19 protein-coding genes are annotated in these 23,713 nt (G+C 73.9%); 8 read left to right on the forward strand and 11 right to left on the reverse strand.

Translation table 11 applies throughout. From position 1 onward, the window contains the following. Window positions 1–26 precede the first annotated feature (26 nt). The 3 genes from AB0I67_RS03070 to AB0I67_RS03080 form a co-directional block, all read right to left on the reverse strand. Complete coding sequence (locus AB0I67_RS03070; RefSeq protein WP_357916676.1) at window positions 27–1,178, reverse strand: acyltransferase family protein; 1,152 nt, start codon at window positions 1,176–1,178, stop codon at window positions 27–29. 105 nt (window positions 1,179–1,283) lie between these two features. Continuing rightward, entirely contained in the window at window positions 1,284–2,897 is a 1,614-nt protein-coding gene (locus AB0I67_RS03075) for an LCP family protein (RefSeq protein ID WP_357916679.1), read from the reverse strand. Window positions 2,898–3,078: 181 nt separating this feature from the next. Next, on the reverse strand, window positions 3,079–4,443 hold the full coding sequence (locus tag AB0I67_RS03080; protein WP_357918373.1) for a hypothetical protein: 1,365 nt from the start codon (window positions 4,441–4,443) through the stop codon (window positions 3,079–3,081). Between the two features lie 106 nt (window positions 4,444–4,549). Between AB0I67_RS03080 and AB0I67_RS03085 the strand changes: the two genes are divergently transcribed. Further along, a complete protein-coding gene (locus tag AB0I67_RS03085) occupies window positions 4,550–6,631 on the forward strand; it encodes a hypothetical protein (protein WP_357916682.1) in 2,082 nt (693 codons plus the stop codon). Window positions 6,632–6,659: 28 nt separating this feature from the next. Here AB0I67_RS03085 and AB0I67_RS03090 read toward each other — a convergent pair whose 3' ends face one another. The 4 genes from AB0I67_RS03090 to AB0I67_RS03105 are packed head-to-tail and all read right to left on the reverse strand — an operon-like array spanning window position 6,660 to window position 10,975. Then, a complete protein-coding gene (locus tag AB0I67_RS03090) occupies window positions 6,660–7,661 on the reverse strand; it encodes an insulinase family protein (RefSeq protein ID WP_357916684.1) in 1,002 nt (333 codons plus the stop codon). Further along, window positions 7,661–8,863, reverse strand: coding sequence for a pitrilysin family protein (locus tag AB0I67_RS03095; protein ID WP_357916686.1), 1,203 nt, complete (start codon window positions 8,861–8,863; stop codon window positions 7,661–7,663). Before AB0I67_RS03095 ends, AB0I67_RS03090 begins: the two co-directional genes overlap by 1 nt. Further along, window positions 8,853–9,716 carry an alpha/beta hydrolase gene (locus AB0I67_RS03100; protein ID WP_357916688.1) on the reverse strand — a complete coding sequence of 288 codons (864 nt, stop codon included), beginning with the start codon at window positions 9,714–9,716 and terminating at the stop codon, window positions 8,853–8,855. Before AB0I67_RS03100 ends, AB0I67_RS03095 begins: the two co-directional genes overlap by 11 nt. Beyond that, complete coding sequence (locus tag AB0I67_RS03105) at window positions 9,713–10,975, reverse strand: MFS transporter (RefSeq protein WP_357916690.1); 1,263 nt, start codon at window positions 10,973–10,975, stop codon at window positions 9,713–9,715. Before AB0I67_RS03105 ends, AB0I67_RS03100 begins: the two co-directional genes overlap by 4 nt. Window positions 10,976–11,059: 84 nt before the next feature. On the opposite strand from AB0I67_RS03105, the gene AB0I67_RS03110 reads away from it, so the two are divergent. Further along, window positions 11,060–12,577: a helix-turn-helix domain-containing protein gene (locus AB0I67_RS03110; protein WP_357916691.1), complete on the forward strand. Its 1,518-nt coding sequence runs from the start codon at window positions 11,060–11,062 to the stop codon at window positions 12,575–12,577. On the opposite strand, the gene AB0I67_RS03115 is transcribed toward AB0I67_RS03110, so the two are convergent. The 3 genes from AB0I67_RS03115 to AB0I67_RS03125 all read right to left on the reverse strand — a co-directional run bounded on the left by AB0I67_RS03115 (window position 12,482) and on the right by AB0I67_RS03125 (window position 16,678). Continuing rightward, window positions 12,482–13,723, reverse strand: a complete 1,242-nt coding sequence (locus AB0I67_RS03115; RefSeq protein WP_357916693.1) for a serine hydrolase domain-containing protein — start codon at window positions 13,721–13,723, stop codon at window positions 12,482–12,484. The genes AB0I67_RS03110 and AB0I67_RS03115 overlap by 96 nt on opposite strands. Beyond that, window positions 13,720–15,102, reverse strand: coding sequence for an aspartate aminotransferase family protein (locus tag AB0I67_RS03120; RefSeq protein WP_357916695.1), 1,383 nt, complete (start codon window positions 15,100–15,102; stop codon window positions 13,720–13,722). Before AB0I67_RS03120 ends, AB0I67_RS03115 begins: the two co-directional genes overlap by 4 nt. Before the next feature lie 85 nt (window positions 15,103–15,187). Beyond that, window positions 15,188–16,678: a helix-turn-helix domain-containing protein gene (locus AB0I67_RS03125; protein ID WP_357916697.1), complete on the reverse strand. Its 1,491-nt coding sequence runs from the start codon at window positions 16,676–16,678 to the stop codon at window positions 15,188–15,190. Between the two features lie 96 nt (window positions 16,679–16,774). Here AB0I67_RS03125 and AB0I67_RS03130 point away from each other — a divergent pair, with 96 nt between their 5' ends. Next, window positions 16,775–17,668 carry a glycosyltransferase family 2 protein gene (locus AB0I67_RS03130; protein ID WP_357916699.1) on the forward strand — a complete coding sequence of 298 codons (894 nt, stop codon included), beginning with the start codon at window positions 16,775–16,777 and terminating at the stop codon, window positions 17,666–17,668. Between the two features lies 1 nt (window position 17,669). Next, entirely contained in the window at window positions 17,670–18,731 is a 1,062-nt protein-coding gene (locus AB0I67_RS03135; protein WP_357916702.1) for a glycosyltransferase family 4 protein, read from the forward strand. Here AB0I67_RS03135 and AB0I67_RS03140 read toward each other — a convergent pair. After that, window positions 18,632–19,594 carry a lysylphosphatidylglycerol synthase domain-containing protein gene (locus tag AB0I67_RS03140; RefSeq protein WP_357916705.1) on the reverse strand — a complete coding sequence of 321 codons (963 nt, stop codon included), beginning with the start codon at window positions 19,592–19,594 and terminating at the stop codon, window positions 18,632–18,634. The genes AB0I67_RS03135 and AB0I67_RS03140 overlap by 100 nt on opposite strands. Window positions 19,595–19,667: 73 nt before the next feature. Here AB0I67_RS03140 and AB0I67_RS03145 point away from each other — a divergent pair, with 73 nt between their 5' ends. Genes AB0I67_RS03145 through AB0I67_RS03160 form a run of 4 tightly spaced genes read left to right on the forward strand, consistent with a single transcriptional unit; the run spans window position 19,668 to window position 23,709 of the window. After that, window positions 19,668–20,486 carry a class I SAM-dependent methyltransferase gene (locus tag AB0I67_RS03145; protein ID WP_357916708.1) on the forward strand — a complete coding sequence of 273 codons (819 nt, stop codon included), beginning with the start codon at window positions 19,668–19,670 and terminating at the stop codon, window positions 20,484–20,486. A gap of 47 nt (window positions 20,487–20,533) precedes the next feature. Then, the gene (locus tag AB0I67_RS03150) at window positions 20,534–21,424 is read left to right on the forward strand and encodes a lysylphosphatidylglycerol synthase domain-containing protein (protein ID WP_357916711.1); all 891 of its coding nucleotides are present in this window, start codon (window positions 20,534–20,536) and stop codon (window positions 21,422–21,424) included. Window positions 21,425–21,476: 52 nt separating this feature from the next. Then, complete coding sequence (locus tag AB0I67_RS03155; RefSeq protein ID WP_357916714.1) at window positions 21,477–22,616, forward strand: glycosyltransferase family 1 protein; 1,140 nt, start codon at window positions 21,477–21,479, stop codon at window positions 22,614–22,616. A gap of 10 nt (window positions 22,617–22,626) precedes the next feature. Further along, the gene (locus tag AB0I67_RS03160; RefSeq protein WP_357916717.1) at window positions 22,627–23,709 is read left to right on the forward strand and encodes an NDP-sugar synthase; all 1,083 of its coding nucleotides are present in this window, start codon (window positions 22,627–22,629) and stop codon (window positions 23,707–23,709) included. Window positions 23,710–23,713 lie beyond the last annotated feature (4 nt).

Consider the following 23,713-nt stretch of genomic DNA (forward strand, 5'->3'; position numbering starts at 1 on the left):
CTTCACCGGCGTGAATCGGGAGGGAACTACCGCTTAACTTCCTGCGGGACCGACGGTCGGCGGTAGAGCCAGGTCAGCCGCGGCTCGACGAGCCACTTGAAGAGCGTGCGGGTGATCGGCAGGCACAGCACGATGGCCAGGGCGAAGGCGCTGGTGGAGATGGCCAGCGCGCCGAGCGGCCCGTGCAGCCAGGGCAGGTCGAGCAGCCCGGTCTCCTTGGCGATCAGCACCGGGATGCCGTGGAGCAGGTAGGCGTAGAGCGTTCGGGTGCCGAGGTCGGTGTACCAGGTCTCGCCGCGCGGCACGAGCGCCAGGAAGGCGAAGCACATGGCCAGCGAGGCGCCGAGGATGAGCAGGTGCTCGGCCAGGCCCATCCACCAGGACAGGTCCATGTCCTTGTAGCTGTGCTTGAAGTAGAAGGGCTTGAGGCTCAGCTTCTTCATCGACACCAGCATGGCCACGCCGGCCGCGCCGAGCAGGATCACGCCCGCCACGATCTTGACCCAGAGCCGGTTGAGCCACTCGAAGTGCTGCGGCTGCAGGGTCAGGCCGATCACGAAGAAGGGCAGCAGGCCGAAGAAACGGTCCATGCTGAACTCGCCGGAGATCTGCGAGAAGCCGGCGAACAGGTAGACGGCGATCGAGACCGGGATGGGGAACTTCATCCGCTTCCACACCGGCGTGGACAGCCGCCAGAACAGCAGCGCCACCAGGTACCAGTTGAGCCAGGCCGGGTCGATGATCGTCAGGCTCCACTTCTGCCCGAGGGCGGTGCGGAGCGCGGCGTAGCCCACCTCGACGATCACGTAGGGGATCAGGAAGGTGTCGACCAGCTTGTTGGTCTTGGCGTTGGAGTTCCAGAAGTTCCTGGACAGGTAGCCGCTGATGACCACGAACAGCGGCATGTGGAAGGTGTAGATGAAGATGTAGAGCGAGCGCGAGGAGTCGGCGTTGAGCGTCGGCACCAGCGAGTGGCCGACGACCACCAGCGCGATCAGCAGGAACTTGACGTTGTCGAGATACGGCTCACGCGTCTTCTTCGGCGGCGCGGGCTTGTCGTCCTGCGGAGGCTCCTGCTGGGCCTCGGCGGGCGGCTGCGGCCACCACACACCCTTCGGGTCGGTGTCCGCACCCGAAGGAGTCCTGGGGACCGGCAAGGAGTATCTCGTGTCGCTCACAACAGGGGGACGCTCTTCTCGGGGGACCGCTGGGCGTGATCTACCCTAGCGGTCCCCTCTTGCAGCTCGCTGTCAGAAGAGCGCTTTACACAGAAAACTCGCAGGTCAGGTGCAAATGTTCTTTTGATCCGCGGTCACGGTGTTCTGCTCCACGACCTTGGACACCGTCGTCGGGACGCGCACGCCCTGGTAGTCGGCGCCGATGACGACCTGGACGATCGGACCGGGCTCGACCTTGCCCTCGAACTCCGGCGCGCTCACCCCGGCGCTCGGGGTGTACGGCTTGAGGTTGACCGGCTTGACCTTGGTCGCCGCGGCGGGCTTGGTGCCGCTCAGCTTGGCCGCCGCGAGCTCCGCGAAGGGCTTGTCGGCGGCGGACTTGGCCGAGTAGAGGACCTTCGTCTGCGGCGCGGCGGCCGGGGTGTTGCCCACGCCGACGACCTTGAAGCCCCACTTGGTCAGCTCGTCGGCCACCTTCTGCGCCTCGCCCACCCGGTCGGTGCCGTTGAGCACCTGGATCTGGACCTGCTGCGGCTTGAGCTGCGGGCCGGTCGGCTTGGCCGTGGCCTGCTGCACCACCTCGACGTCCTGGGCGATCTGCTGCCACAGCAGGTCGGCCTCGCGCTTGACCCACTGGACGCGGTTCTTGTCCGCCGGGTAGGCCTCGACCGGGACCATGATGAACTTCACGCCGCTGGCGGTCAGCTTGCCGGCGCTGGCGGCGATGTCGAGCAGCTTCTGCGGGTCCTTGGCGAGGTCCTCGTCCATCAGCACCGACTCCTTGGCCGCGTCGATCAGCTTGGTGAGCTTGCCGACGTCGGTCATCAGGTTGGTCGAGGTGGCCGCCTGGACCATCTTGCTGAGGAACTTCTGCTGGCGCTTGATGCGCTGCAGGTCGCTCTGGTCGGCGCCGATCTTCCGCAGCCGCATGTAGGCCAGGGCCTGCTCGCCGTTGAGCTTGTGGGTGCCGGCGGTGATGTTGAACTTGGACAGCGGCTCGTTGATCGCGGTGGTGAAGCACATCTCCACGCCGCCGAGGGCGTCGACGATGTTCTTGAAGCCGGAGAAGTCCACCTCGACGAAGTGGTCGATGCGGATGCCCGTCAGCGATTCGACCGTCTTGATCGTGCAGGCGATGCCGCCGCTGTTGTAGGCGGAGTTGATCATGTACGTGTGGGCGGGGATGGTCGCGCCGGTCTTCTCGTTCTGGCACTCGGGGATGAGGACCATCGAGTCGCGGGGCAGGCTGACGATCTGCGCGGTGTCGCGGTTGGGCGAGATGTGCATCAGCAACATCGTGTCCGTGCGCTTGCCGCCCGCGTCGACCTCGCGGGCCTGCTTCTGGCCGTAGCGGGCGTTGCCCTTGCCCGCGCGGGTGTCGGAGCCGACGATGAGCACGTTGAGCGCGCCGGTGAGGTTCTGCGGGCGCGGGCCCTTGATCTTGCTGGCCACGTCCTCCGTGCGGAGGCCGCTGAAGGTGCTGCGCAGCATGCCGTAGCCGGTCAGCAGAGCGCCGACCAGCGCTACGGTCAGGCCGATGCTCACCCAGGCCATGACCCGCATGCGGTTGGGGCCGCCGTTGCCGCCCTTGGCCGCGCGGCGCCCGCCGGGGGGCGGTCCCTGCGGCGGAGGGCCGGACGCGCGATGGGACATGCGTTCCCGCGGCTGAGTCGGCGCGACGCGGCGGTCCTGGACGGAGACGCCCCGATGCTCACTCATTCGCCCCCCACGGCCTTTCCGACGCGGTCACACGCGGCCTCCTCCATCGCGCCGAGAGTAGGTCACACTCGGCGTGCCTGTGGGCAAGATCGAGGTAAATCAATCGTGACCGGGGCGTGATACACCCGCCGAAGAGCATACTCAGAGCCGGACATACCGTGGAATAACAACGTGAAAGACTTTACGTATCGCGAGGAGTACTCAGAACCGCCGCCAGGCAAGCCAGCGGTACGGCAGGCAGCACGTAGCGGTAGTCGAACTCCGCCACCGCCGGCGGCATGAGCAGTAGCGCCCAGGCCCCCGCCCAGGGCAGCGCCCACGCCGGAGGCCCTGACCAGGACCTTTCCCGGCCCGCCCGCCGAGCCTGCCAGATCCGGGCCACGGCGACGCCCGGCGGGACGAGGAGCACGAGCAAGAGAACGGCCCCCGGCAACCGCGCGAAATCTTGATAAGTCCGCATCCATCCGGCCCACGGCTCCACCACCCGCGTCGCGATCTCGCCCTGCTGGTACTCCCGGGCGAACTCGGTGCCCACCCGGGCCGGATAGCGGCCGGGCGGCGGCGGGGTCTGCGCCGGGAACTGGTAGTAGGCGTAGATCTCGGCGTCCGGGTAGACCGGCCGCCCCCAGGTGAAGGTCCGGCCCAGCTCGCCCAGTAGGGAGGCGGCGTAGTCGAGCGGCTGCGTGCGGATCGCCAGCAGGGCGAAGCGCATGGCCTTGTCGTCGGTCTCCTTGACGAAGGTCTCGTCCGGCAGCCGCACCAGCGGCGACTCGCGCGACCAGACGTACTCCTGCGACGGCGGCCGCTGCCCGGCCGGGCGCGGGTCGCACAGCACGGCCAGATCGGGCGGCGGGCGCATCCGGGCGCAGTCGGCGAAGGACATGGTGCGGGCGTAGAGGAAGACGCCGTTCGCACCGACCAGGCCGACGCGCTGGTAGGTGGCATAGAACCAGCCGCCGTAGGCCACGATCGGGATCAGCGCGGCGACCAGCAGGGCGACCGCCTTGCGCGGGCGGCGCCGTACCAGCAGCCACAGGCAGACCAGCCCGACCAGCGGCAGCCCGACCGTGCGCGTCAGCGCGGCGGCGGCCAGCAGAAGGCCGATGGCGAGCGCGGGCGGCTCCTCGCGCAGGGCCAGCACGACCGCGGCCACCACCAGCGCCATGAAGAGCGTGTCGGAGACGAGCAGATGCTCCAGCTCGATCTGGTAGGCGTCCAGCAGCACCGGCGCGGCGGCCAGCGCGGCGGCCCAGCGCGGGGCGCGGCGCACCGCCGCCCAGTAGACCAGCGCGCCGACGGCCAGGCCGAGCAGGTGCTGAGTGGCGGCGACCACGCCGAAGCTGTGCAGGGGCTCCAGCAGCTTCATGAACATCGAGTAGCCCGCCGGGCGCACCAGGTCGGGGCGCGGGCGCATCACCGTGACGATGTAGCTGTAGGAGTCGGGGAACCACAGCGCGGGCCGGTAGCCCAGCATGGTCACCACGCGCAGGAGCGCGCCGAGCGCGAACAGGCCCGCGAACCAGCCGTGCCGCCGCAGCAGCCCCATGCGCACCCCCCGATCGTTTTCCCGGCGTACGCTACCCCGCGGCCACACCTGTTCGGGCAGGAGGCGGGCGGGTTGTCACCCCCATTGGATACGCTCCCGAGCACCGATGGCACTCACCGATCCTTCACGCCGGCCGTCGGCGGGCCGGGTGCTCGCCGTCCTGTCCGTGGTGCCCGCGCTCCTGGTGGCCGGGTGGCTGCTGGCCGGGCTGCCGCTGTTGCTGCTGGGCTGGTTCCGGCCCCTGGTCGCCGTGCCGCTGGGGATCGCCGTGGCCGGGGCGCTGTGCGTGGCCGCGCTGCGCCGGCTGCCCGAGACCGCCGACGCCACCGGCTGGCAGACCGGCGGCGTGCTCGCGGTGGCGCTGGGGTCCGGGGTGTTCAACGCGTTGCTGCACAGCGAGCAGCTCATCGTGCGCCGCGACCCGGCCACCTACGCGCAGTACGCCATCTGGATCGCCGAGCACGGCTCGCTGCCGGTCGACCGGCAGGAGGCCGCCTTCGGCGGGGCCGATCCCGCGCTCGACTTCGGCAGCGTCGGCTTCTACGACCGGCCCGAAGGGGTGGTGCCGCAGTTCATGCCGGGGCCGCCCATGGTGTTCGCGGCCGGGGAGTGGCTGGGCGGGCTCCTGGTCTCCCCGGCGGTGCTCGGGGCGCTGGCGGTGCTGGTCGTCGCCGGGGTGGCCGCGCGGATGGGCGGCGGGCGCTGGGCGGTGCCCACGGCGCTGGCCTTCGCGGTCAGCCTGCCCGTCCTCTACACCTCGCGCACCACGCTCAGCGAGATCACCTCGCTGATCCTGCTCTTCGGCGGGGTGGCCCTGCTGCACGACGCGCACACCGCGGGCGGGCGCGGCTCGCCGGGGCGGGTGGCGCTGGCCGGGCTGGTGGCCGGGCTGGCGGTCCTCGTGCGGGTGGACGGGCTGCGGGACGTGCTGCCCGTGCTGGCCTACGCCGGGTTCCTCATCGCCCTCGGGCGCACGCGCGGCGGGGCTCCGGCCGGGGCCGGTGCGCGTGGGGGAGCGGTCCGCGGCGGGCCCGGGCGGCTGGGGCTGGCGTTGCTGGGCGGGCTGGCCGTCGGGGCCGGGCTGGGGTTCGTGGCGGCCGCGGTGCTGGCCAGGCCGTACCTCTCCTACCTGTCCCGCTCGGTCGTGCCCCTGCTGGCCGTCTGCGCGGCGGTGCTGCTGCTGACCGTGCTCGGGGCGGCGCTGGCGCCGAGGCTCGCCCGGTGGCGGCGCCCGGCGTTCCTGCCGGCGGCCGGGGCGGCGGCCGTGGTGGCGGTGATGCTCGGCTTCGCCGTCCGCCCCTGGGTGCAGCAGGTAACACGGCAGCCGGTCACGGAGGAGGACTGGCTCACCTACCGCTTCATCGAGGTCACCCAGCGCGACAACGGCCTGCCGATCGACGGCAGCCACCTCTACTTCGAGAACTCCCTCTACTGGGTGATCTGGTACATCGGCTTCCCCGCCGTCGTGCTCGCCACCCTCGCCGCCGCCGTGCTGGTGCGGCGGATGCTGCGGGACGGCGCCTCGGCCGAGTGGCTGCTGCCGCTCGCGCTCATCGGCTGGACCACCGTCACCACGCTGCTGCGTCCCGAGATCACGCCCGACCACCCGTGGGCCTCGCGCCGGCTGGTCCCGGTCGTGCTCCCCGGGCTCCTGCTGCTCGCCTTCTGGGGGCTGGCGTGGGTGCGCGACAAGGCCCGCCGCCTCGGGTACGGCAGGCGCGCCCAGGGCTGGATCGCCGGCGTGGGCGTCGTGCTGCTGCTGGTCCCGGGAGCGATCACCTCGATCGGCACCGCGTTCACCCCCGTCGAGCGGGGCGAGCGGGCGGCGGTCGAGGCGATGTGCGCCGCGATCCCGCCCCGGGCGTCCGTGCTCCTCGTCGAGCGGGTCACCGGCGACCGCTTCACCCAGGTCGTGCGCGGCGTGTGCGGGGCGCCCTCGGCGCAGGTCCGCCGGGCCGAGTCCACGGACACCCCGCCTGAGGCCGACGTGCGGCGGCTGATCGCGAAGATCCGGGCCGCCGGGCGGGTGCCGGTCCTCCTGGCCGCCCAGCCCGGCCAGCTCACCGCGTACGGCCCGCCGCGTCAGGTGCTGGCGCTGCGGACCCGGCAGGACGAACGTTCCCTGGTGAAGCCGCCCGACGGGGTGTGGAGCCTCAGCGCCACGGTCTGGATGGCCCTCCCCGCCTGACCAGGGGATAGCTCCGGCCTCGGCGGCCTCACCACCGGGGGTAGCTCCGGATGGACGGCCGGCCGGCGGTGACGACGACGGGTGTGACCAGGTGCTTGCCCAGCACCTCCGAGACCGTCGAGGCGTCGAGCCGCCCCAGCGCCTCCAGGTGGCCGGACAGCCACTCGGGCGGCAGCCCGGCCGCCGCGAGGGAGGCCAGCTCGTCGGCGAGTCCCGCGGCGCTCTCGAAACGCGACCACGCCCCGTCGAGACAGGCCGTGACCGCCCGCTCGCACTCCTCCGCGCCCACGCCGTGCGACGCGGTCTCGCGCAGGATGCCGAGCGCCAGCTTCGTGGCCTTCTCATCGCCCACCGCGCCTTGGACGAGCAGCACCGCGCCGCCCGGCCCGGGGTCGAGGGAGGCGGTGAAGCCGTAGGTTCGGCCGAGCTCCTCCCTGAGCACCCGGTTGAGCCGGGTGAACAGGCCCTCGCCGAGCACCCGGCACGCGACGGTGAGCGCGGCCCACGCCACGTGGTCCTCCCGGCCCGGCACCCGGTAACCGATGGCGACGTGGGCCTGCAAAGCGCCCTCCCAGGGCAGGGCCAGCGGCGCCGCCTCCACTGCCACCGGACCCGCCGGCCCGGGCGGCAGCGCGGGACCGCACAGCTTGAGGAGCCGCTCGGCCCGCTGCCCGGAGAAGTCGCCGACCTCGCCGACCACCACCAGCGTCCCCGCCTGCCACGACCCCCTGAGCCGCGCGAGCAGGCGGGAGCGCGCGGCGTGACGCGGCGAGAGCGTGGAGTCCTCCGGATCGGGCGGCGCGAGCAGCCGCACCGCCTCCTCCAGCCGCGCGGCGGGCACCTCGAAGGCCACCTCGCCGGGCGAGACCCGCAGCTCGGCGCCGAGCGCCTCCCACGCGGGCGCGTCACCGGCCGGTCCGGCCGCCGCCCCGACCAGCCGGACGGCCGCCAGCCCACCGGCGGGCCGGTCACACACCACCGTCGACCCGGTACGGCGCAGCGCGGGCAGCGCCCACGTGTCGGACCCCATCAGCTCTCCTTCGGCAGGTAGGTCAGGACGCCCGCCGGTGCGCCCAGCCGCCACACGGCGGCGAGCGCGGCCGGCTCGGTCACGGCGGCGATTCTGCGGGCGGCGGTGAGCGCCCGTCCGGCCTCGCCCGTCTGGACGGCCTCCAAGGTGAGCTCGGCCGCCAGCCCGCCGACCGTCTCGACCCGTTCGAGCGCCGCCCGCGTGGCCATGGCCTTGGCGCGGGCCAGCTCACCCGCCCGGAAGCCGCCCGCGGCCAGCTCGGCGATCTCGTCGGTCACCGCCCGCTCCATCGCGGCGAGATCGGAGCCGGGCGCGGCGTGGACCTTGACGATCGCCAGCGAGGACGCGACGGCGAAGCGGTGGACGTCCACCTCGACGGACTGCGCGCCCTCCTCGGCCAGCCGCCGGTGCAGGCGCGACCCCTCGCCGGCGGCCAGCACGCGCAGGGCCAGGTCCGCCGCCTCGATCTCGGCCCCGCCCTCGGGCGGCAGCCGGAAGGCCTGGTAGACGGCCGGGAGCGGCTGCGGCTCCGGGACGGTGAGTCTGGGCGGCGCCTCACCGGTCACGTACCGTCCCGGCAGCTCGGGCGCGATCAGCTCGGTCCGGCCGGGCGGGACGGGGGTGAAGGCCAGGGCGGCCAGCTCGATCGCGGTCGCGGTCGGGACGTCGCCCACCACGGCCAGGACGGCGTTGCCCGGCACGTACCAGTTGCGATGGAAGGCGACGCAGTCGCGCAGGGTGATCGCGTCGAGGTCCTCCTCGATGCCCGCCGGGGTGTGGCCGAAGGGGTGGCAGAGCGGGAGCAGATGGGGGAGGTGCGTGCCGTACGGGAAGGCGAACACCCGCTGCAGCACCTCGGCCCGCACCACCTCGCGTTGCGCGCCCAGGCGGCGCGGCGACTCGCGCATCCGCGCGGCCTCCAGCCGCAGGACCCGTTCGAGATGTTGCGGCCTGACCAGGGTGTGGTAGGCCGTGTGCTCGAACCAGGTGTCGGCGTCGTAGACCGCGCCGAGCCCCTCCAGCTCCGTCATGTGGCCGGGCGCGAACATCAGGTGCTCGGTGAGGTGCGCGAGCCCGGTGCGTCCCCGCGGCTCGTGCCGCGAGCCCGCCCGGTACCGCAGGTCGACGGCCACCAGCCCGGTGCCCGGCCGTTCCACGACGAGGACGCGCAGGCCGTTGGCCAGCACGAGTTCACGCGGCACCGCGGACCTCCCTGACGACCCGCAGGATCTCCTCGATGACCAGGTCGGGCCGCTCCTGCGGGATCAGGTGCCCGGCGCGCGCGGCGACCACGTGCCGGCCGCGCGGAACGCTCGCCGCGAGCCGCCGGTGGCTGTCGGCCAGGTTGTCCCACAGCTCGGCGAACTGCTTGGGCCGCTCGCCCGCGGTGAGCACGGTGACCGGGATGTCCGGCAACGGCGTGGTGCGGCGCAGCTCGAACAGGGCCGTGAGGCTGCGCTGCTGGGCCGCGCCCTCCGCCCGTACGGCTCGCGCCGCCGACCTGGTCGCCGCCTCGCGCAACGTCTGGGCCCGCAGGTCGGGCGGCATCGACGCGGCCACGTCACGGACGGCGGGCGAGGGCCTGGCCAGGGCCAGCCGTACCAGGTCGGAGGCGGCCTCAAGGGCGTCGGACACCGGCTGGAGCACCTTCAGCAGCCGGAACGCCGGCCCGCCCGGCAGAGGCACGTCCTGCTGCGGGGCGGAGGGGTCGACCAGCACCAGCCCGGCCACCCGGTCCGGCCGCGTCCTGGCGTACAGCTCGGCCACCGCACCGCCCAGGCTGTGGCCCACGAGGACGACGGGCGTCCGCCCGATCAGGTCGTCGAGGTCGCACGCCATCCGCGCGTGGTCGCGCCGCCCCGGGGCGGGGTCGCTGCGCCCGAGCCCGGCCCGGTCGTAGGCGAGCACCGTGGTCACCGCCGCCAGCGCGGGCGCCACCAGCGCCCACTGCGTGCGGGTGCCGCCCAGCCCGGCCTCCAGGAGCACGCGGGGCTCACCCGTACCCGTGCTCTCGACGTGCAGCGTCCTGCCGTCCCGTACGGCGAACCCGCTCATGCCCGTACCCCCGTCACCAGATCATCGCCGATCGTCCGGCCGGCCGAGGCGATCACCGCGGCGGCCACGACACCGGGCACGCCGATCGCGATCACCGCCCCCGCCACGCCCAGCGCCTCCTCCACCAGGCCGAGCAGGACCGCCCCCGCCAGCCCGCCGCCCGCGAGCGCGAACGCGGTCACCGCCGCCGCGGGCGCACGATGCGCGGGCGCCACCACCGACTGGCTGATGAGCTGCGCGCACGGCACGATGAGCGACTGCGCGGCCGAGGCCAGCCCGAACGCGGCGAGCGTGAGGGGCAGCGACGGCGCGAGCACCCCCGCCGCGTAGAGGAGCGCCGTGCCGGTGACCGCCCCGCCGCAGATCACCGCCACGCCGCCGGGACGCGCGGAGAAGACGCGGTCCAGCGGCCGGCCCACGGCGAGCAGCGTCACCAGCATGACGCCCGCCGCGCAGGAGGCGTAGAGCCCGCGTGCGTCCGCGCCGAGGTGCCAGCGATCGGCCAGATGCACGGCCACCAGCGCCGACACCGGCACCTGAAGCGCACCGAAGGCGGCGAACCCGGCCAGGATCCGGCGCAGCGTGGGCGTCCTGGCCATGGCCTTGCCCGCCGCGAGCAGGCCCGTCTTCGAGGGCGCGCTCGGCTCCGGGTCGTGGCGGCCGATGCCGGGATCGCGCAGCCGGATCGCGAACAGGCAGGTGAGCGCCGAGATGCCGCCCAGCGCGGCGAAGGTGGCCCGCCAGTCGAGGCCGAGCCGGCCGGTGAGCGCCGAGACGACCAGCGGCGCGGCCAGGTAGGCCAGCGCGCCCGCCGCGCCGTACAGGGTGAGCACGCGGGCGCGCACCTCGGGCGGGTAGGTGTCCACCAGCAGAGGCGTGTGCAGGGCGACCGTGCTGCCGTTGGCCAGCCCGAACACCAGCACGACCAGGGCGAGGCTCCACATCCCCGTGGTGAGCGCGACGGCCGCGGTCGCGGCGCTCCACACCAGCGCGGTGCCGAGCGACAGCAGCGCGCGCCGCGGCTTGGACGTCACCAGGGCGGCCAGGGCGAGCGGCGCGACGGCGAGGGCGAGGAACTGCACCGACATCGCGCTCGCGAGGTCGCCCACGCTCAGGCCGAGCTCGGTCCTGAGGTCGGGGCCGAGCACGGTCAGCCCGGTGTCGGCGAAGGAGTTGCCGACCACCAGCGCCCCGAGCGCGGTGACGGGATACATGCTCGGTCCGTGCCGGTGCGGCACGTTGCGGAGCGGTTGGTCCATGACCACACCCTGCGGAGTGCGGGCCCGGCCTGGACTGTGCGATCGGCTAACGTTGAGGCAGTTTCGTTGTCCTGGGGGGCGCGGGTGGGTGCTGGCTCGTCTCTGGCGGGACTTCTCGACGCGTTCACGCTGGTGGTGGCCCCGCGCGGGCTGGATGTCGCGATCACCGGCGCCGTGCTGCACGATCTGGCGGGCGCGCCGGTCACCCGCGCCGGTTCCGTGGTGCTGCTCGTGGGCGTGGACCCCGCGCGTCCCGAGTCGGCGTCGGTGCTGTCCGGGCTGACGGGGGCCGCGGCGGCGGTGGTGCGTTCCGAGCCGTGCGCGGCCCTGGTCAGCGCAGCGGAGGAGACGGGTGTCGCGCTGCTCCTGTCCCCGTCGCCGTGGGCGAAGGTGTTCGCCCTGGTCGAGGCGGCCTCGGCGGACCGCGCTCCGGGTCCGGCGGCCGAGGCCCTCGCCCGCGTGCCGCCAGGCGACCTCGACTGCCTGGCCGACGACGCGGCGGCGCTGCTCGGCCGGCCCGTGCTCGTCCTCGACGCGGAGTGGCGGCTGCTGGCCCACTCGGCGGTGCTCGACCAGTGGACCGACGAGCTCCACCGCGAACTGCTCCTGACCAGGGCCGTCCCGGAACGCGACGCGCCACCCGGCACCAGGCGGCTGCTGCTCGCCGGGCACCGGGCGCTGCGCTTCCGCAACGAGGAGGACGGCCGCCCGGTCTGGCGGATCGGCGCGGGCATCCGCTGGGCGGGACGGCCGGTGGGCATGCTGTGGGTGCACGAGGGCCGCACCGAACTCCCGACGGAGTACCTCCTGCTCGCCGAGGAGATCGCGAGCATCAGCGGCTTCCACGTGTCGAGACACCTCGCGGCCAGGAGGAACGACCGCGAGCGGCGCGGACGGCTCGCCGGTCAGGCCCTCGACGGCGTCGGCTCTGCGGCGGCCTGCCGCGCGCTCGGGCTCGGGCTCTCCTCCGGCTGCGTGGTCGCCGCCGTGCGCGCGGCTCGCCCCGGGCTGCTCGACGCCGTCTCGACGGCCCTGGCGGCCCGCGGGCAGCCGGCCGCCTGCGTGCTCAGGGACGAGATCGTCTACGCGATCCTCCCGGGGGGCACCGCCGACGCGATCGCCGGCGAGCTCGCCGGCGACCTCGGGGTCAGGGTCGCCCTCGGCTGTACGGCACGCACCGCCCACGGCCTCACCCGCTCCGCCCGGCTGGCCTCGCTCGTCCTGACCGTCATGGAGGACGCCGGCCCGCGCGACGCCGCCTCGCTCCGGGCACGGGTGGCCGTCGAGGAGGTGCTCGACCTGCTGGACGGCACGCCCGACCTCCTCCTGCACGAGCTCGGCACCGCCCAGGAGGAGACCGTGCTGGCCTGGATCGAGGCGATGGGCGACGCGGCGCGGACCGCGGCCCGCACAGGACTGCACCCGAACGGGGTCCGCTACCGGGTGCGCCGCCTGGCCGAGGAGGGGCTCGACCTGGCCGACCCCGACACCCGGCTGCTGGCCTGGCTAAGGCTGCGCCTCCCCGGTCCTGGGCAGCGCCCGCGCGCTCAGGTAGACGAAGGCGGACCCGCCGTCGCCGGCCTCTCCGGCGAAGACGAGTGAGGTGCCGTCGGGGGCCACGAGCGTGGCGGCGTCGACGGGCAGAGCCGTCGTGGTCTCGCTCTCGCTCTCGTCCTCGTCGGTGAGCGTCACCAGGAAGCCGCCCGACGGCTCGCGCCTGACCTCGACCGACACCGCCCTGGCCGCGTAGCGCCCCTCGAAGCGCGCCGGGTCGCACGGCGCGGCCTCGGCGGGAACGGGCGGCGAGGCGGGCGGCGTGACGCCGAGCAACGACGGCGCCAGGTCGTCGAACAACGCCCGGCCCGCGCCGCCGTTCGTGACCAGTGCCACCGCCACCCCGGTCCCCGGCACCGCACGCAGGAACGCCGCCTGCCCGTTCGTGGAGCCGTCGTGCCCGATCACCGGACCGCCGGGCCAGTCGCGCCCCTCCCAGCCCAGCGACCACCAGTCGCCCCGCCGCGCCATCCCCCGCGGCAGGCGCACCTGGGGGCTCACCGCCCACGCGGCGTCCAGGTGCGCTCCGGCGAAACGGACGAGGTCGCGCGCGCTCATCGCCAGCGACGAGCCCGCGGGGGCGTTCGAGCGCGGCATCGCCCAGACCGGCACCACCTGCCCGCCCTCGTGGCCGACGGCCGGCCGCCCGAGGATCGCCTGGCCGGCCGAGGTGGCCACGGTCAGCCCGAGCGGCCCGGCGAGCCGTTCCTCCACGGCGCGTTCCCAGCTCAGCCCGGTGACGACCTCGACGATCCGGCCGAGGACGCAGTAGCCGGTGTTGCAGTAGGAGAAGCGCTCGCCCGCCGGGAAGACCTGGGGCGCGAGCTCGTCGAGCGCGGCGACGTACCGTTCGAGCGCGTCGTCGCCGGGACCGAAGTCGTCGTAGAGGTCGCCCTCCAGCCCCGAGGTGTGGGTGAGCAGGTGCCGCGGGGTGAGACCGGCGCGGAAGCCGGGCAGCACCTCGCGCACCTCGGCGTCCAGGTCGAGGCCGAGCTCCATGACCAGCGCGGCGGTCCACAGCTTGGTGATCGAGCCGATCTGGAAGAGCGCGTCGATGGTGACGGGCCAGCCGGTGGCGAGGTTGAGCACGCCGGTCGCGGCGTCACGCACCTCCCCGCCGGCCAGCACCGCGACGGCGGCCCCCGGCACCCCGTGCCGGGCGGCGAGCTCGGCCAGCCGCTCGTCGAGCCTCATCGCGTCTCCTTCGTGCCCGCGAGCACCCGGCCCGCGTCGATCACGGCGGCGAGGACGGCGGCCACGTCCGCCTCCGGGTTCAGCACGGTCAGCTTGAGGCAGACCCGGCCGTCCAGCTCGGTGCGGCCGACCACGGCCCGGCCCTCGGCCAGCAGGCGGCGGCGCAGTCCGGCGTTCACCAGGTCGCCGTCCGGCGCCCGGTAGCGGAAGACCACGGTCGACAGCACGGGCCGCACGACCAGTTCGAGCTCGGGCGACGCCTCGACCAGGTCGGCGGCCCGGTTCGCGAGGGTGTGGCAGCGCTCGACGAGCGCGCCCAGGCCGCTCCTGCCCAGCGAGCGCAGCACGACGAGGATCTTCGCGCAGTCGGGCCGCCGGGTCGTCCGCAGCGAGACGCCGAGCAGCCCGTCGTAGCCCTCGGCCACGTCGTCGCCGGGATTGAGGTAGGCCGCGCTCATCTCCAGGGACCGCAGCGCCCCCGCCTCCTTCACGAGGAACACCCCGGCCGCCGCCGGCACCCAGCCGAACTTGTGCAGGTCGATCGCCACGGAGTCGGCCCGGCCCAGGCCGTCGAGCAGGGGAGCGAGCCGCGAGGAGAACAACGCGCCACCGCCGTGGGCGGCGTCCACGTGCAGCCACGCGCCGTGCGAGGCGCACAGCGCGGCGATCTCGTGCAGCGGGTCGATCGCGCCGGTGTCGGTGGTGCCCGCCGTGGCCACGACCGCCACCGGGATTTCGCCCATGGCCGCCGCGTCGGACAGCGCCGCGGCGAGGGCGCCCGCGTGCATCCGGTGGGAGGCGTCGGTGGGGACGGGGATCACGGCGTCCTCGCCGAGGCCCAGCAGGGCGGCGGCTCGCCGTACGGAGAAGTGGGCGGCGCGGGAGCAGAAGACCAGCCTGCGACGCGACGCGGCGGGGCGGCGGTCGCGGGCCAGGAGCAGGCCCATGAGGTTCGACTCGCTGCCGCCCGTGGTGACCGTGCCCGAGGCGCGCTCGCCGTACCCGACGAGGGTGGCGAGGGCGGCGACGAGCGCCTTCTCCATGGTCACCGCGCTGGGCGCCTGGTCCCACGAGTCGAGCGACGGGTTGAGCATCGAGACCGCGAGATCGGTCGCGACCGCCTCGGGCAGCGGCGGGCAGTGCAGGTGGGCGGCGCAGCGCGGGTCGGCGGGGTCGGGGCCGCCGTAGGCCAGCAGCCAGGCGAGGGCGGTGGCCGCCTCCTCGGCTCCCGTGCCACGTTCGGGCAGCACGTCGCCGAGGACCCGGCGGACCCTCGCCTCCAGCTCGGGGGGCGACCCGGCGGGCACCGGGCCACCCCGCGCGGCCGAGCCCTCGGCCATCGCCTCGGTGACGCGGTCGATCAGCACGTTCAACGTCATGCGGCCCACGATGCCGCCGCCCGGCGGCCCGTGAACTGGCCTGTGGCACAAACGCGGGCCGCGTCGGTTGTCCGGGACGGCCAGGTCAGCCGGAGGGGCGGTGCGCCAGGCGGAGGCGGAGCCACGTGGCCAGCCTGACGTCAGGGTCGTGCAGGTCGAGGCCGCTCTCGGCGAGCTTGCGCACCCGGTACCTGAGCGTGTTCGGGTGCACGTCCAGCCGGTCGGCCGCCGCCCGGTAGTCGCCGCCCGCCTCCAGCCAGGCCAGCATCCACGGCTCGGCGGGCAGCCGGTGCACGAGCAGGTCGGTACGGTCACCCAGCAGGTGACGCAGCTCGCCGATCGCGGCCTCGGTCCGGACGTCGTCCACGCTCGCCACCGCGGGCCCGTCCGGCCGCCCGAGCAGCACGTCGAGCACCAGCGCCGCCTGGCGCGCCGAGCGCGGCAGCTCCTCGGCCGACCACACCTGGCCGCCCACTCCCGCGACCAGCCGCCGCCGCCCGCGCGGCCGCCCGACGGCGTCGGCGGCGAACTCCCTGGCCCTCGGCCCGAGCACCAGGCAGACCGTGTCGCCGCGCAGCGCGCAGGCGGCGGGCCGGCGGTAGCCCTCCAGGTGCGCGGCCAGGCTCTCCAGCAGCACCCCGCCCGGCACGTCCGCCCTCGATCCCACCGCGACCACCGTGAGCCCCTCGGCCGGGTCGAGCCCGAGCTCCCGGCAGGCGCCGGCGGCGCCCTCGCCGCCCTCGACGGCCAGCCCGGCGAGCTCGCCCTGCCTCCGCCGTACGGCACGCGCCTGCCCGAGGTGCGTGGCCGCGAGCCGCGCGAACCGCTCCACCAGCTCCAGCCGGTCGTCCGGCAGGGGCGCCTCGCCGTCGATCACCCAGAGCATCCCGTACGGCACGCCACCCGCCAGCACCCCCGCCCCGATCCGCCCGGAGGCCCCGCGGCCCAGCCGCCGCGCCCGCCCGTCACGCAGCAGCTCCCGCCGCACCTCGGGCAGCGCCTCCGCCTCGGGGACGATCCGGTTGAGCACGGTCTCCCGCATCAGGTCACCGGCGGTGCGCAGGTCGTGCGCGGAGTAGGCCAGCAGCCGCCATTGCGTGTCGACGAGCAGGACCGGCCGGTTGAGCGCGGCGCCCATGGCCCCGGCCAGCGCGGGCAGGTCGCCCGGCGGCACGCCGCCCAGGTCGCCCGCGACACCGCCGGCGTCGCGCCCGCCGGTGAGGTCGTCGGCCATGGTGAACAGGTGCGTCCAGGCCAGCGCCCACCGCATCCGCAGGAGCGCGACGCCCGCCTCCCGCGCCGCCGCGACGAGCGGTCCCACGGCCTCGTCCCGGCACGGCCCCACGACCGCAGCCGCGGCCCCGCGCAGCCCGCGCACCCCTTCGGCCGTCGCCGGGCCGGCGGGGTCGAGCCCGACCATCAGCACCAGCGAGCCGGGCGGCGGCGGATCGCCGAACACCGTCGTGCCACTCACCTCGACCGAGGAAGGACCCGACAGAACCTCGAGCAGACCCTCGCCCACCTGCGTGATCAGCAGGTCGAGCGGCACCCGCGCCCGCGCCTCAGCACCGTCCATGTCCCGCAGCCTAGGCGCGGATTCTTGCCGGGTAGTGCACCCGGCCTCCGGCTGGGCAGGGTAGCCTCAACGCCCGTGAGCAGCACTGGATCCCCCATGGCAGAAGCCCCCTACGTCACGATCGTCCTGCCGTGTTACAACGAGCAGGACCACGTCATCGACGAGGTCGACCGCATCTGCAAAGCCATGGACTCCAGCGGTTACACCTACGAGCTGGTCGCCGTGGACGACTGCTCGACCGACCAGACGCTCCAGCGCCTCCAGGACGCCGCCCCGGGCTACCCGCACCTGCGCATCCGCGCCTTCCACCGCAACGGCGGCTCGGGCACCGTGCGCCGGATCGGCACGCAGGAGGCCCGCGGCGAGATCGTCGTGTGGACCGACGCGGACATGACCTACCCGAACGAGCGCATCCCCGAGCTGGTCCAGCTCCTGGAGAAGGACCACACGATCGACCAGGTCGTGGGCGCGCGCACGTCGGAGGAGGGCTCGCACAAGATGTTGCGGGTCCCGGCGAAGTGGGTGATCAGGAAGATCGCCGAGCGCCTGGCCGGTCAGAAGATCCCCGACCTGAACTCCGGGCTGCGCGCCTTCCGCAAGAGCGTGGCCCGGCCTTACCTGCGGCTGCTGCCGCCCGGTTTCTCCTGCGTCACGACGATCACGCTGTCGTTCCTGATGAACCAGCACGACGTGCACTACCTGCCGATCGACTACGCCAAGCGGGCGGGCACGTCGAAGTTCAGCTTCGTCTCCGACGCCTACCGCTACATCCTGCAGGTGCTGCGGATGATCATGTACTTCAACCCGCTCAAGGTGCTCATGCCGGTGGCGTTGTGGCTGATCGTCATCGGGCTGGTCAAGGGCGTGTTCGACGTGGCGCGGTACGGGTTCTACCTGACCAGCAACACCATCGTGATCTTCCTGTCCGGGATGCTGATCGGGTCGGTGGCCCTGCTGGCCGACCTGATCGTGCGCTCGCGAGGGGAGTAGCGTGCGCATCGCGATCGTCGGGCCGACCTACCCCTACAAGGGCGGGGGCGCGCAGCACACCACCGAGCTGGCCAGGCGGCTGAGCGAGGCGGGCCACGACGTGGTGATCGAGTCGTGGCGGGCGCAGTACCCCTCCTTCCTGTACCCGGGGCAGCAGACGATCAGCGAGCCCGAGGGCCTGCCGTACCCGCGGACGCGGCGCGTGCTCGACTGGCGCAACCCGCTGGGCTGGGTGGCGGCCGGGCGGCGGCTGCGGGGGGCCGATCTGGTGGTGTTCGCGGTGCTGAGCCCGGTGCAGGTGCCGGCCTACCTGGGCATCCTGGCGGGGCTGCGCGGCGGGGCCCGGACGGTCGCGTTGTGCCACAACGTCCTGCCGCACGAGCGCAAGCCGTACGACCGGCCGCTGATGAAGGCCCTGCTGGGCCGGGTGGACGCGGTCCTGACGCACTCGGCCGAGCAGGCCGGCCTGGCCCGCGAGCTGACCGCGAAGCCGGTCGGCACCGCCGGGCTGCCGCCGCACCTGCCGGCGACCTCGGCCGACCGGTCGGCCGAGGTGCACCGGCGGCTGCTGTTCTTCGGCATCGTCCGCCCGTACAAGGGTCTCGACGTGCTGCTGCGGGCGTTGCCCGAGGGGATCGCGCTGACCGTGGCGGGTGAGTTCTGGGGTGGCCTGGAGCAGACGAAGGCCCTGATCGCCGAGCTCGGGCTGGGCGAGCGGGTGGACCTGCGGCCGGGGTACGTGGCGGCCGGCGAGGTGCCGGCCCTGTTCGCCGCCGCGGACGCGGTGGTCCTGCCCTACCGGAGCGCGACGGCCAGCCAGAACGTGTGGCTGGCGCACGAGCACGGCCTGCCGGTGATCGCCACCCGGGTGGGCGCGCTGGCCGACCACGTGACCGACGGCGTGGACGGGCTGCTGGTCCGGCCGGGCGACGTGGCCGGGCTGCGCGCGGCGATCGAGCGTTTCTACGAGCCGGGCGAGCCGGAGCGGTTGCGCTCGGGCGTCAAGGCGGTGGACCCGGAGCCGTTCTGGGCCTCGTACACCGCCGCGCTGCTGGAGCTCTGACGGCCCAGCAGGAAGAACAGCCCCGCCATGAGCAGCTCGGACAGGGTGAAGACCAGCCGCGAGACGATCCCGACGGCCAGGGCGACCGGCGCGCCGATCAGCGGGCCGAGCACCACGACCAAGGCGCCCTCGCGCACGCCGACGCCGGAGGGGATGAAGAAGACCAGCAGCCCGCTGGCCCAGGCGAAGGCGAAGGCGCCGGTCGAGACGGGGTAGCCGGAGCCGCCGAGCAGCCAGATGTGCAGGCCCCAGCAGGCCCAGCCAAGAGCGGTCCAGGCCACCGCGACCAGCAGCGCGCGGCCGGGCAGGACGCTCTCCAGCGGCTCGCGCCGCGCCAGCCGCAGGGCCAGGTTGAGGCCCCAGGTGAGCACCCGGGGATGCAGGCAGACGATGATCAGCGGGATGAGCAGCAGGAGGTACCACGCCCCGGCGAAGGCCTGCTGGGCGGTGGCCGCGGCCAGGCCGAGCGCGACGCCCAGGTTGACCAGCAGCCCGAGCGAGATGGTGGCGAAGGTGCGCGTGGGCGGGCTGCCCTGGCTGCGGCCCAGCTCCATCATCGCCGCGTAGGCCCAGACGGTGCCGGGGATGTACTTGCCGAGCTGGCCGACGAACATGATCCGCCCGGCCATCCGCAGCGGCAGCGGCGAGCCGAGACCGGCCAGGATGCGCCGCCAGGCCAGCACCATGCACAGTTGCCCGGCCAGCACCGCGGCGAGCGCGGCCAGCACCGAGGCGGGCGACATGGCCGACAGCGCCTTGCTGGTCTCGTCCCAGGTGCGGGCGACGCCGTACGCCAGGAAGCCGAGGGCGACCAGCGCGAGCAGGACCCGGAGCAGGGTGGAGGAACGCAGGCGGGCCAGCATCAGGCCAGCGTAGCCGGGCCGGCCGGGCGGAACCAGACGGCCGGGCGCCCGTGGGCCGGTACTGTGGGGCAGCGTGGCGAGGCAAAAGCAGCTCGAGTACTCCGAGTTCCAGGCGGCGATGCTGGACGAGGCCAAGCGGCGGCGCAAGGCGGCGAAGATCATCGCGGTCCTGGAGCACTTCCGCGGCTCGCTCGCCGGGCTGACCGTCGGCGACGTCGGCTGCTCGGCCGGGTTCATCGCCGACGAGCTGGCCGCGGTCTCCAAGCACACCCTCGGCGTCGACATCGACGTGCCGGGCCTGCGCAAGGCCGCCGACCGCTTCGGCGAGCGGGTGGCCTTCGTCTGCGGCGACGGCACCGCGCTGCCCTTCCCGGACGGCTCCGTGGACGTGCTGGTCTTCAACCACATCTACGAGCACGTGGTCGACCCGGACGCGGTGGTCGCCGAGATGCACCGGGTGCTGGCCGACGACGGCGTGCTCTACCTCGGGCTGGGCAACAAGCTCGGGATCATGGAGCCGCACTACAAGCTGCCGTTCCTGTCCTACCTGCCCGAGCGGGCGGCCGACCGGTACGTGCGGGCCTTCGGCAAGGCCGACCACTACTACGAGCGCTTCCGCACGCGGCGGGGGCTGCGCCGGATGCTGCGCGCCTTCCACGTGTGGGACTACACCTTCCCGGTGCTGGCCACGCCCGAGCGCTTCGCCGGCGGCGAGCTGTTCCCCGGCGTGCTCGGCAAGATCGCCCGGGCGGTGCTCGGCCTCACCCCGCGGGCGGTGCTGGGCCTGCTGCTGCCGCTGGTGCCGACCTACATCTGGGTGGCCACCAAGCGGCCGGCGCTCCCGGCGGGGGCGCGGCTGCCGCAGCCACCCGAGCGGGTCCGGCCGCTGTGACCACCCCCGATCTCCCGCCCACCGACCAGGCACCGGACGTGCCGCCCGTGACTCCAGGCGGAGGGAAGAACCGGCGGGCGCTGCTGCGGCGGGTCGTGCGGATCGTCTTCCTGCTCGTCGCCCTCGGCTTCGGCGCCTGGTTCGTCGCCCGGCAGTGGGACGAGGTGCGCGCCGGCTTCGCCCGCATCTCCCTGCCGATGACCGCCGCCTCGCTGGCCGCCGTCGTGGCCGCCCTGCTGGGCGCCATGTTCACCTGGCGCTCGCTGCTGGCCGACCTCGGCTCCCCCCTGCCCGTACGGCCGGCCGCCAAGGTCTTCTTCGTCGGCCAGCTCGGCAAGTACATCCCCGGCTCGCTCTGGCCGGTGCTGGCCCAGATGGAGATGGGCAAGGACCTCGGCGTCCCGCGCTCGCGCAGCGCCGCCGCCTTCTTCCTGATGATGCCGGTGCAACTGGCCAGCGGCCTGCTGGTCACCCTGGCGACGCTCGGCTGGGACCGCTACGGCTGGATCCTGCTGGCCGTGCCGGTGCTGCTGGTGCTGCTCGAACCCAAGGTGATCAACCGGCTGATCGGCCTGGTGCTGCGCAGGCTCAAGCGCGAGCCGCTGGAGCGCCCGCTGACCCGCCGCGGCATGCTCACCGCGCTGGCCTGGGCGTTGTCCGGCTGGATCGCCTACGGCGTGCACCTGTACTTCGTCGTCGGCTCCGACCTGCTGTTCTGCGTGGGCGCCTTCGCGCTGTCGTGGTGCCTGGGCATCCTGACCTTCGTCGTCCCGGCGGGGGCCGGGGTCCGTGAGGTCGCGATGGTCGCCGTGCTCGCGCCGATCCTCGACCAGGGGAGCGCCATCGCGGTCGCGCTGGTCTCCCGGATGGTCATCGTCGCCGGTGACGTGATCTGTGCCGGAGTGGCCGGTATAACGGCAAAGCGCACAGGTGTGTGACGCCCGCCACAGGGGGAGTGTCCCCGGCATAAGGTAAAGAGGATGCACGGTCTTGAGGGGAGAGATCTGCGTGATGCCTCGGGTGCTCATCGACGCCGCCGCGGTCCCCGCCGATCGCGGTGCGCTGATCCGCTATGTCGACGGGCTGATCGGAGCGCTCGACCGCGCCGGGGCCGACCTGGTGGTCGTCTGCCAGCGGGCGGACGCCGACCGCTACGCCAGGCTGGCGCCCTCGGCGCGGATCATTCCCGGCCCGCCGTCGATCACCAACCGGTCCACCCGGCTCGCCTGGGAGCAGGCCAGCCTGCCGGTGCTGGCGCTCCAGGCCGGCGCGCAGGTGATCCACGCCCCGTACTACTCCATGCCGCTGCGCTCCGGGCTGCCGACCGTGGTGACCGTGCACGACGTCACCTGGTTCACCGATCCCGGCCGGCACGACCCCGACCGGGCCTCCTTCATCCGCTCGGCCACCCGCACCGCCGCCCGGCACGCGACCCGGGTGATCGTGCCCTCCAAGGCCACCAGGGACGAGCTGATCCGGGTGCTGGCGGCCGACCCGACCCGGATCGACGTCGCCTATCACGGCGTCGACCAGGCGGTCTTCCACCCGCCGACGGCGGAGCAGACCCGGCGGGCGGCCAACCGGTGCGGGCTGCACGGCCGGCCGTACGTGGCCTTCCTGGGGGCGCTCGACCCGCGCAAGAACGTGCCCAACCTGATCCGCGGCTTCGCGATGGCGGTCGAGGGCATGGCCGAGCCGCCCGCGCTGGTGATCGGCGGCGGCATGCACACCGAGGACGTCGACGCCGCCTGCCGCGAGACCGAGGCGGTCGTCAAGGTGGTCCGGCCCGGCTACCTGTCCAACGGGGAGATCAGCGGCTTCCTCGGCGGCGCGCAGGTGGTCGCCTTCCCGTCGGTGGGCGAGGGTTTCGGGCTGCCGGTGCTGGAGGCCATGGCCTGCGGCGCCCCGGTGCTGACCACCCATCGCACCTCGCTGCCCGAGGTCGGTGGTGACGCGGTCGCCTACACCGAGCCCGACGCCGCCAGCATCGCGGTCGCGTTGCGCCAGTTGCTCGACGCACCCGAGCGCCGCGAGCAGCTCAGCGCCGCCGGGCTGGCCCGAGCCCGCGAATTCACCTGGGACGCATCGGCCGAAGCGCATCTCAGCGCTTATCTACGCGCCGTCGAATAGACTCGCCTGGGTGGAGAGTTCATTGCCGGATCTTGAGGCGATCCTACTGGTCGGTGGCCAGGGCACGAGGTTGCGCCCGCTGACCCTCGGCACCCCCAAGCCGCTGTTGCCCACGGCCGGCGTGCCCTTCCTCGCGCACCAGCTCGCCCGCGCCCGCTCCTTCGGGGTGCGCCGGATCGTCTTCGCGACGTCCTACAAGGCCTCCATGTTCGAGCCCGCCTTCGGCGACGGCTCCGACTTCGGCCTGGAGCTCGTCTACATGACCGAGGAGACGCCGCTGGGCACCGGCGGGGCCATCCGCAACGCCGCCCAGGCGCTCGCCGCCGGCCCGGACGCGCCGGTGCTCGTGCTCAACGGCGACATCCTGTCCGGTCACGACATCGGCGCCCAGATCCGGGAGCACGTCGCCCGGCGGGCGGCCGTGACGCTGCACCTGACCGAGGTGGAGGACCCCAGCCGGTTCGGCTGCGTGCCCACCGACGACTCGGGGCGGGTCACCGCCTTCCTGGAGAAGACCCCCAACCCGGTGACCAACCGGATCAACGCCGGCTGCTACGTCTTCACCCGCTCGGTGATCGACACGATCCCGGAGGGCGAGGTCGTCTCGGTCGAGCGGGAGACCTTCCCCGGCCTCATCGAGGCGGGCGAACTGGTCCTGGGCTACGCCGACCGCACCTACTGGCTCGACGTCGGCACGCCGGCCGCCTTCGTGCAGGGCTCGCGCGACCTCGTGCTGGGCCGGCTGGCCTCGGCGGTGCCGGCCGGTGACTTCCTGGCGCTCGACGGGGCGGTCATCTCGCCGGAGGCCAAGGTCGGCGGGGGCACCACCGTGGGCAAGGGATCCGTGGTCGCGCCGGGCGCCTCGGTGACCGGCAGCGTGCTCTTCGACGGCAGCACGATCGGGCGCGACGCGGTCGTGGTCGACTCGGTGGTCGGCGTGGGGGCCGAGATCGGCGCGGGCGCGGTGGTCCGCGACGCGGTGATCGGCGACCGGGCGGTGGTCGGGCCGGGCAACGAGCTGCAGGCCGGGGCCCGGGTCTGGCCCGAGATCGAGCTCGGCGAGTGCGCGATCCGGCACTCCAGCGACGTCTGATCCC

It is taken from the genome of Nonomuraea sp. NPDC050310 (assembly GCF_040655795.1).
Classification (GTDB): domain Bacteria; phylum Actinomycetota; class Actinomycetes; order Streptosporangiales; family Streptosporangiaceae; genus Nonomuraea.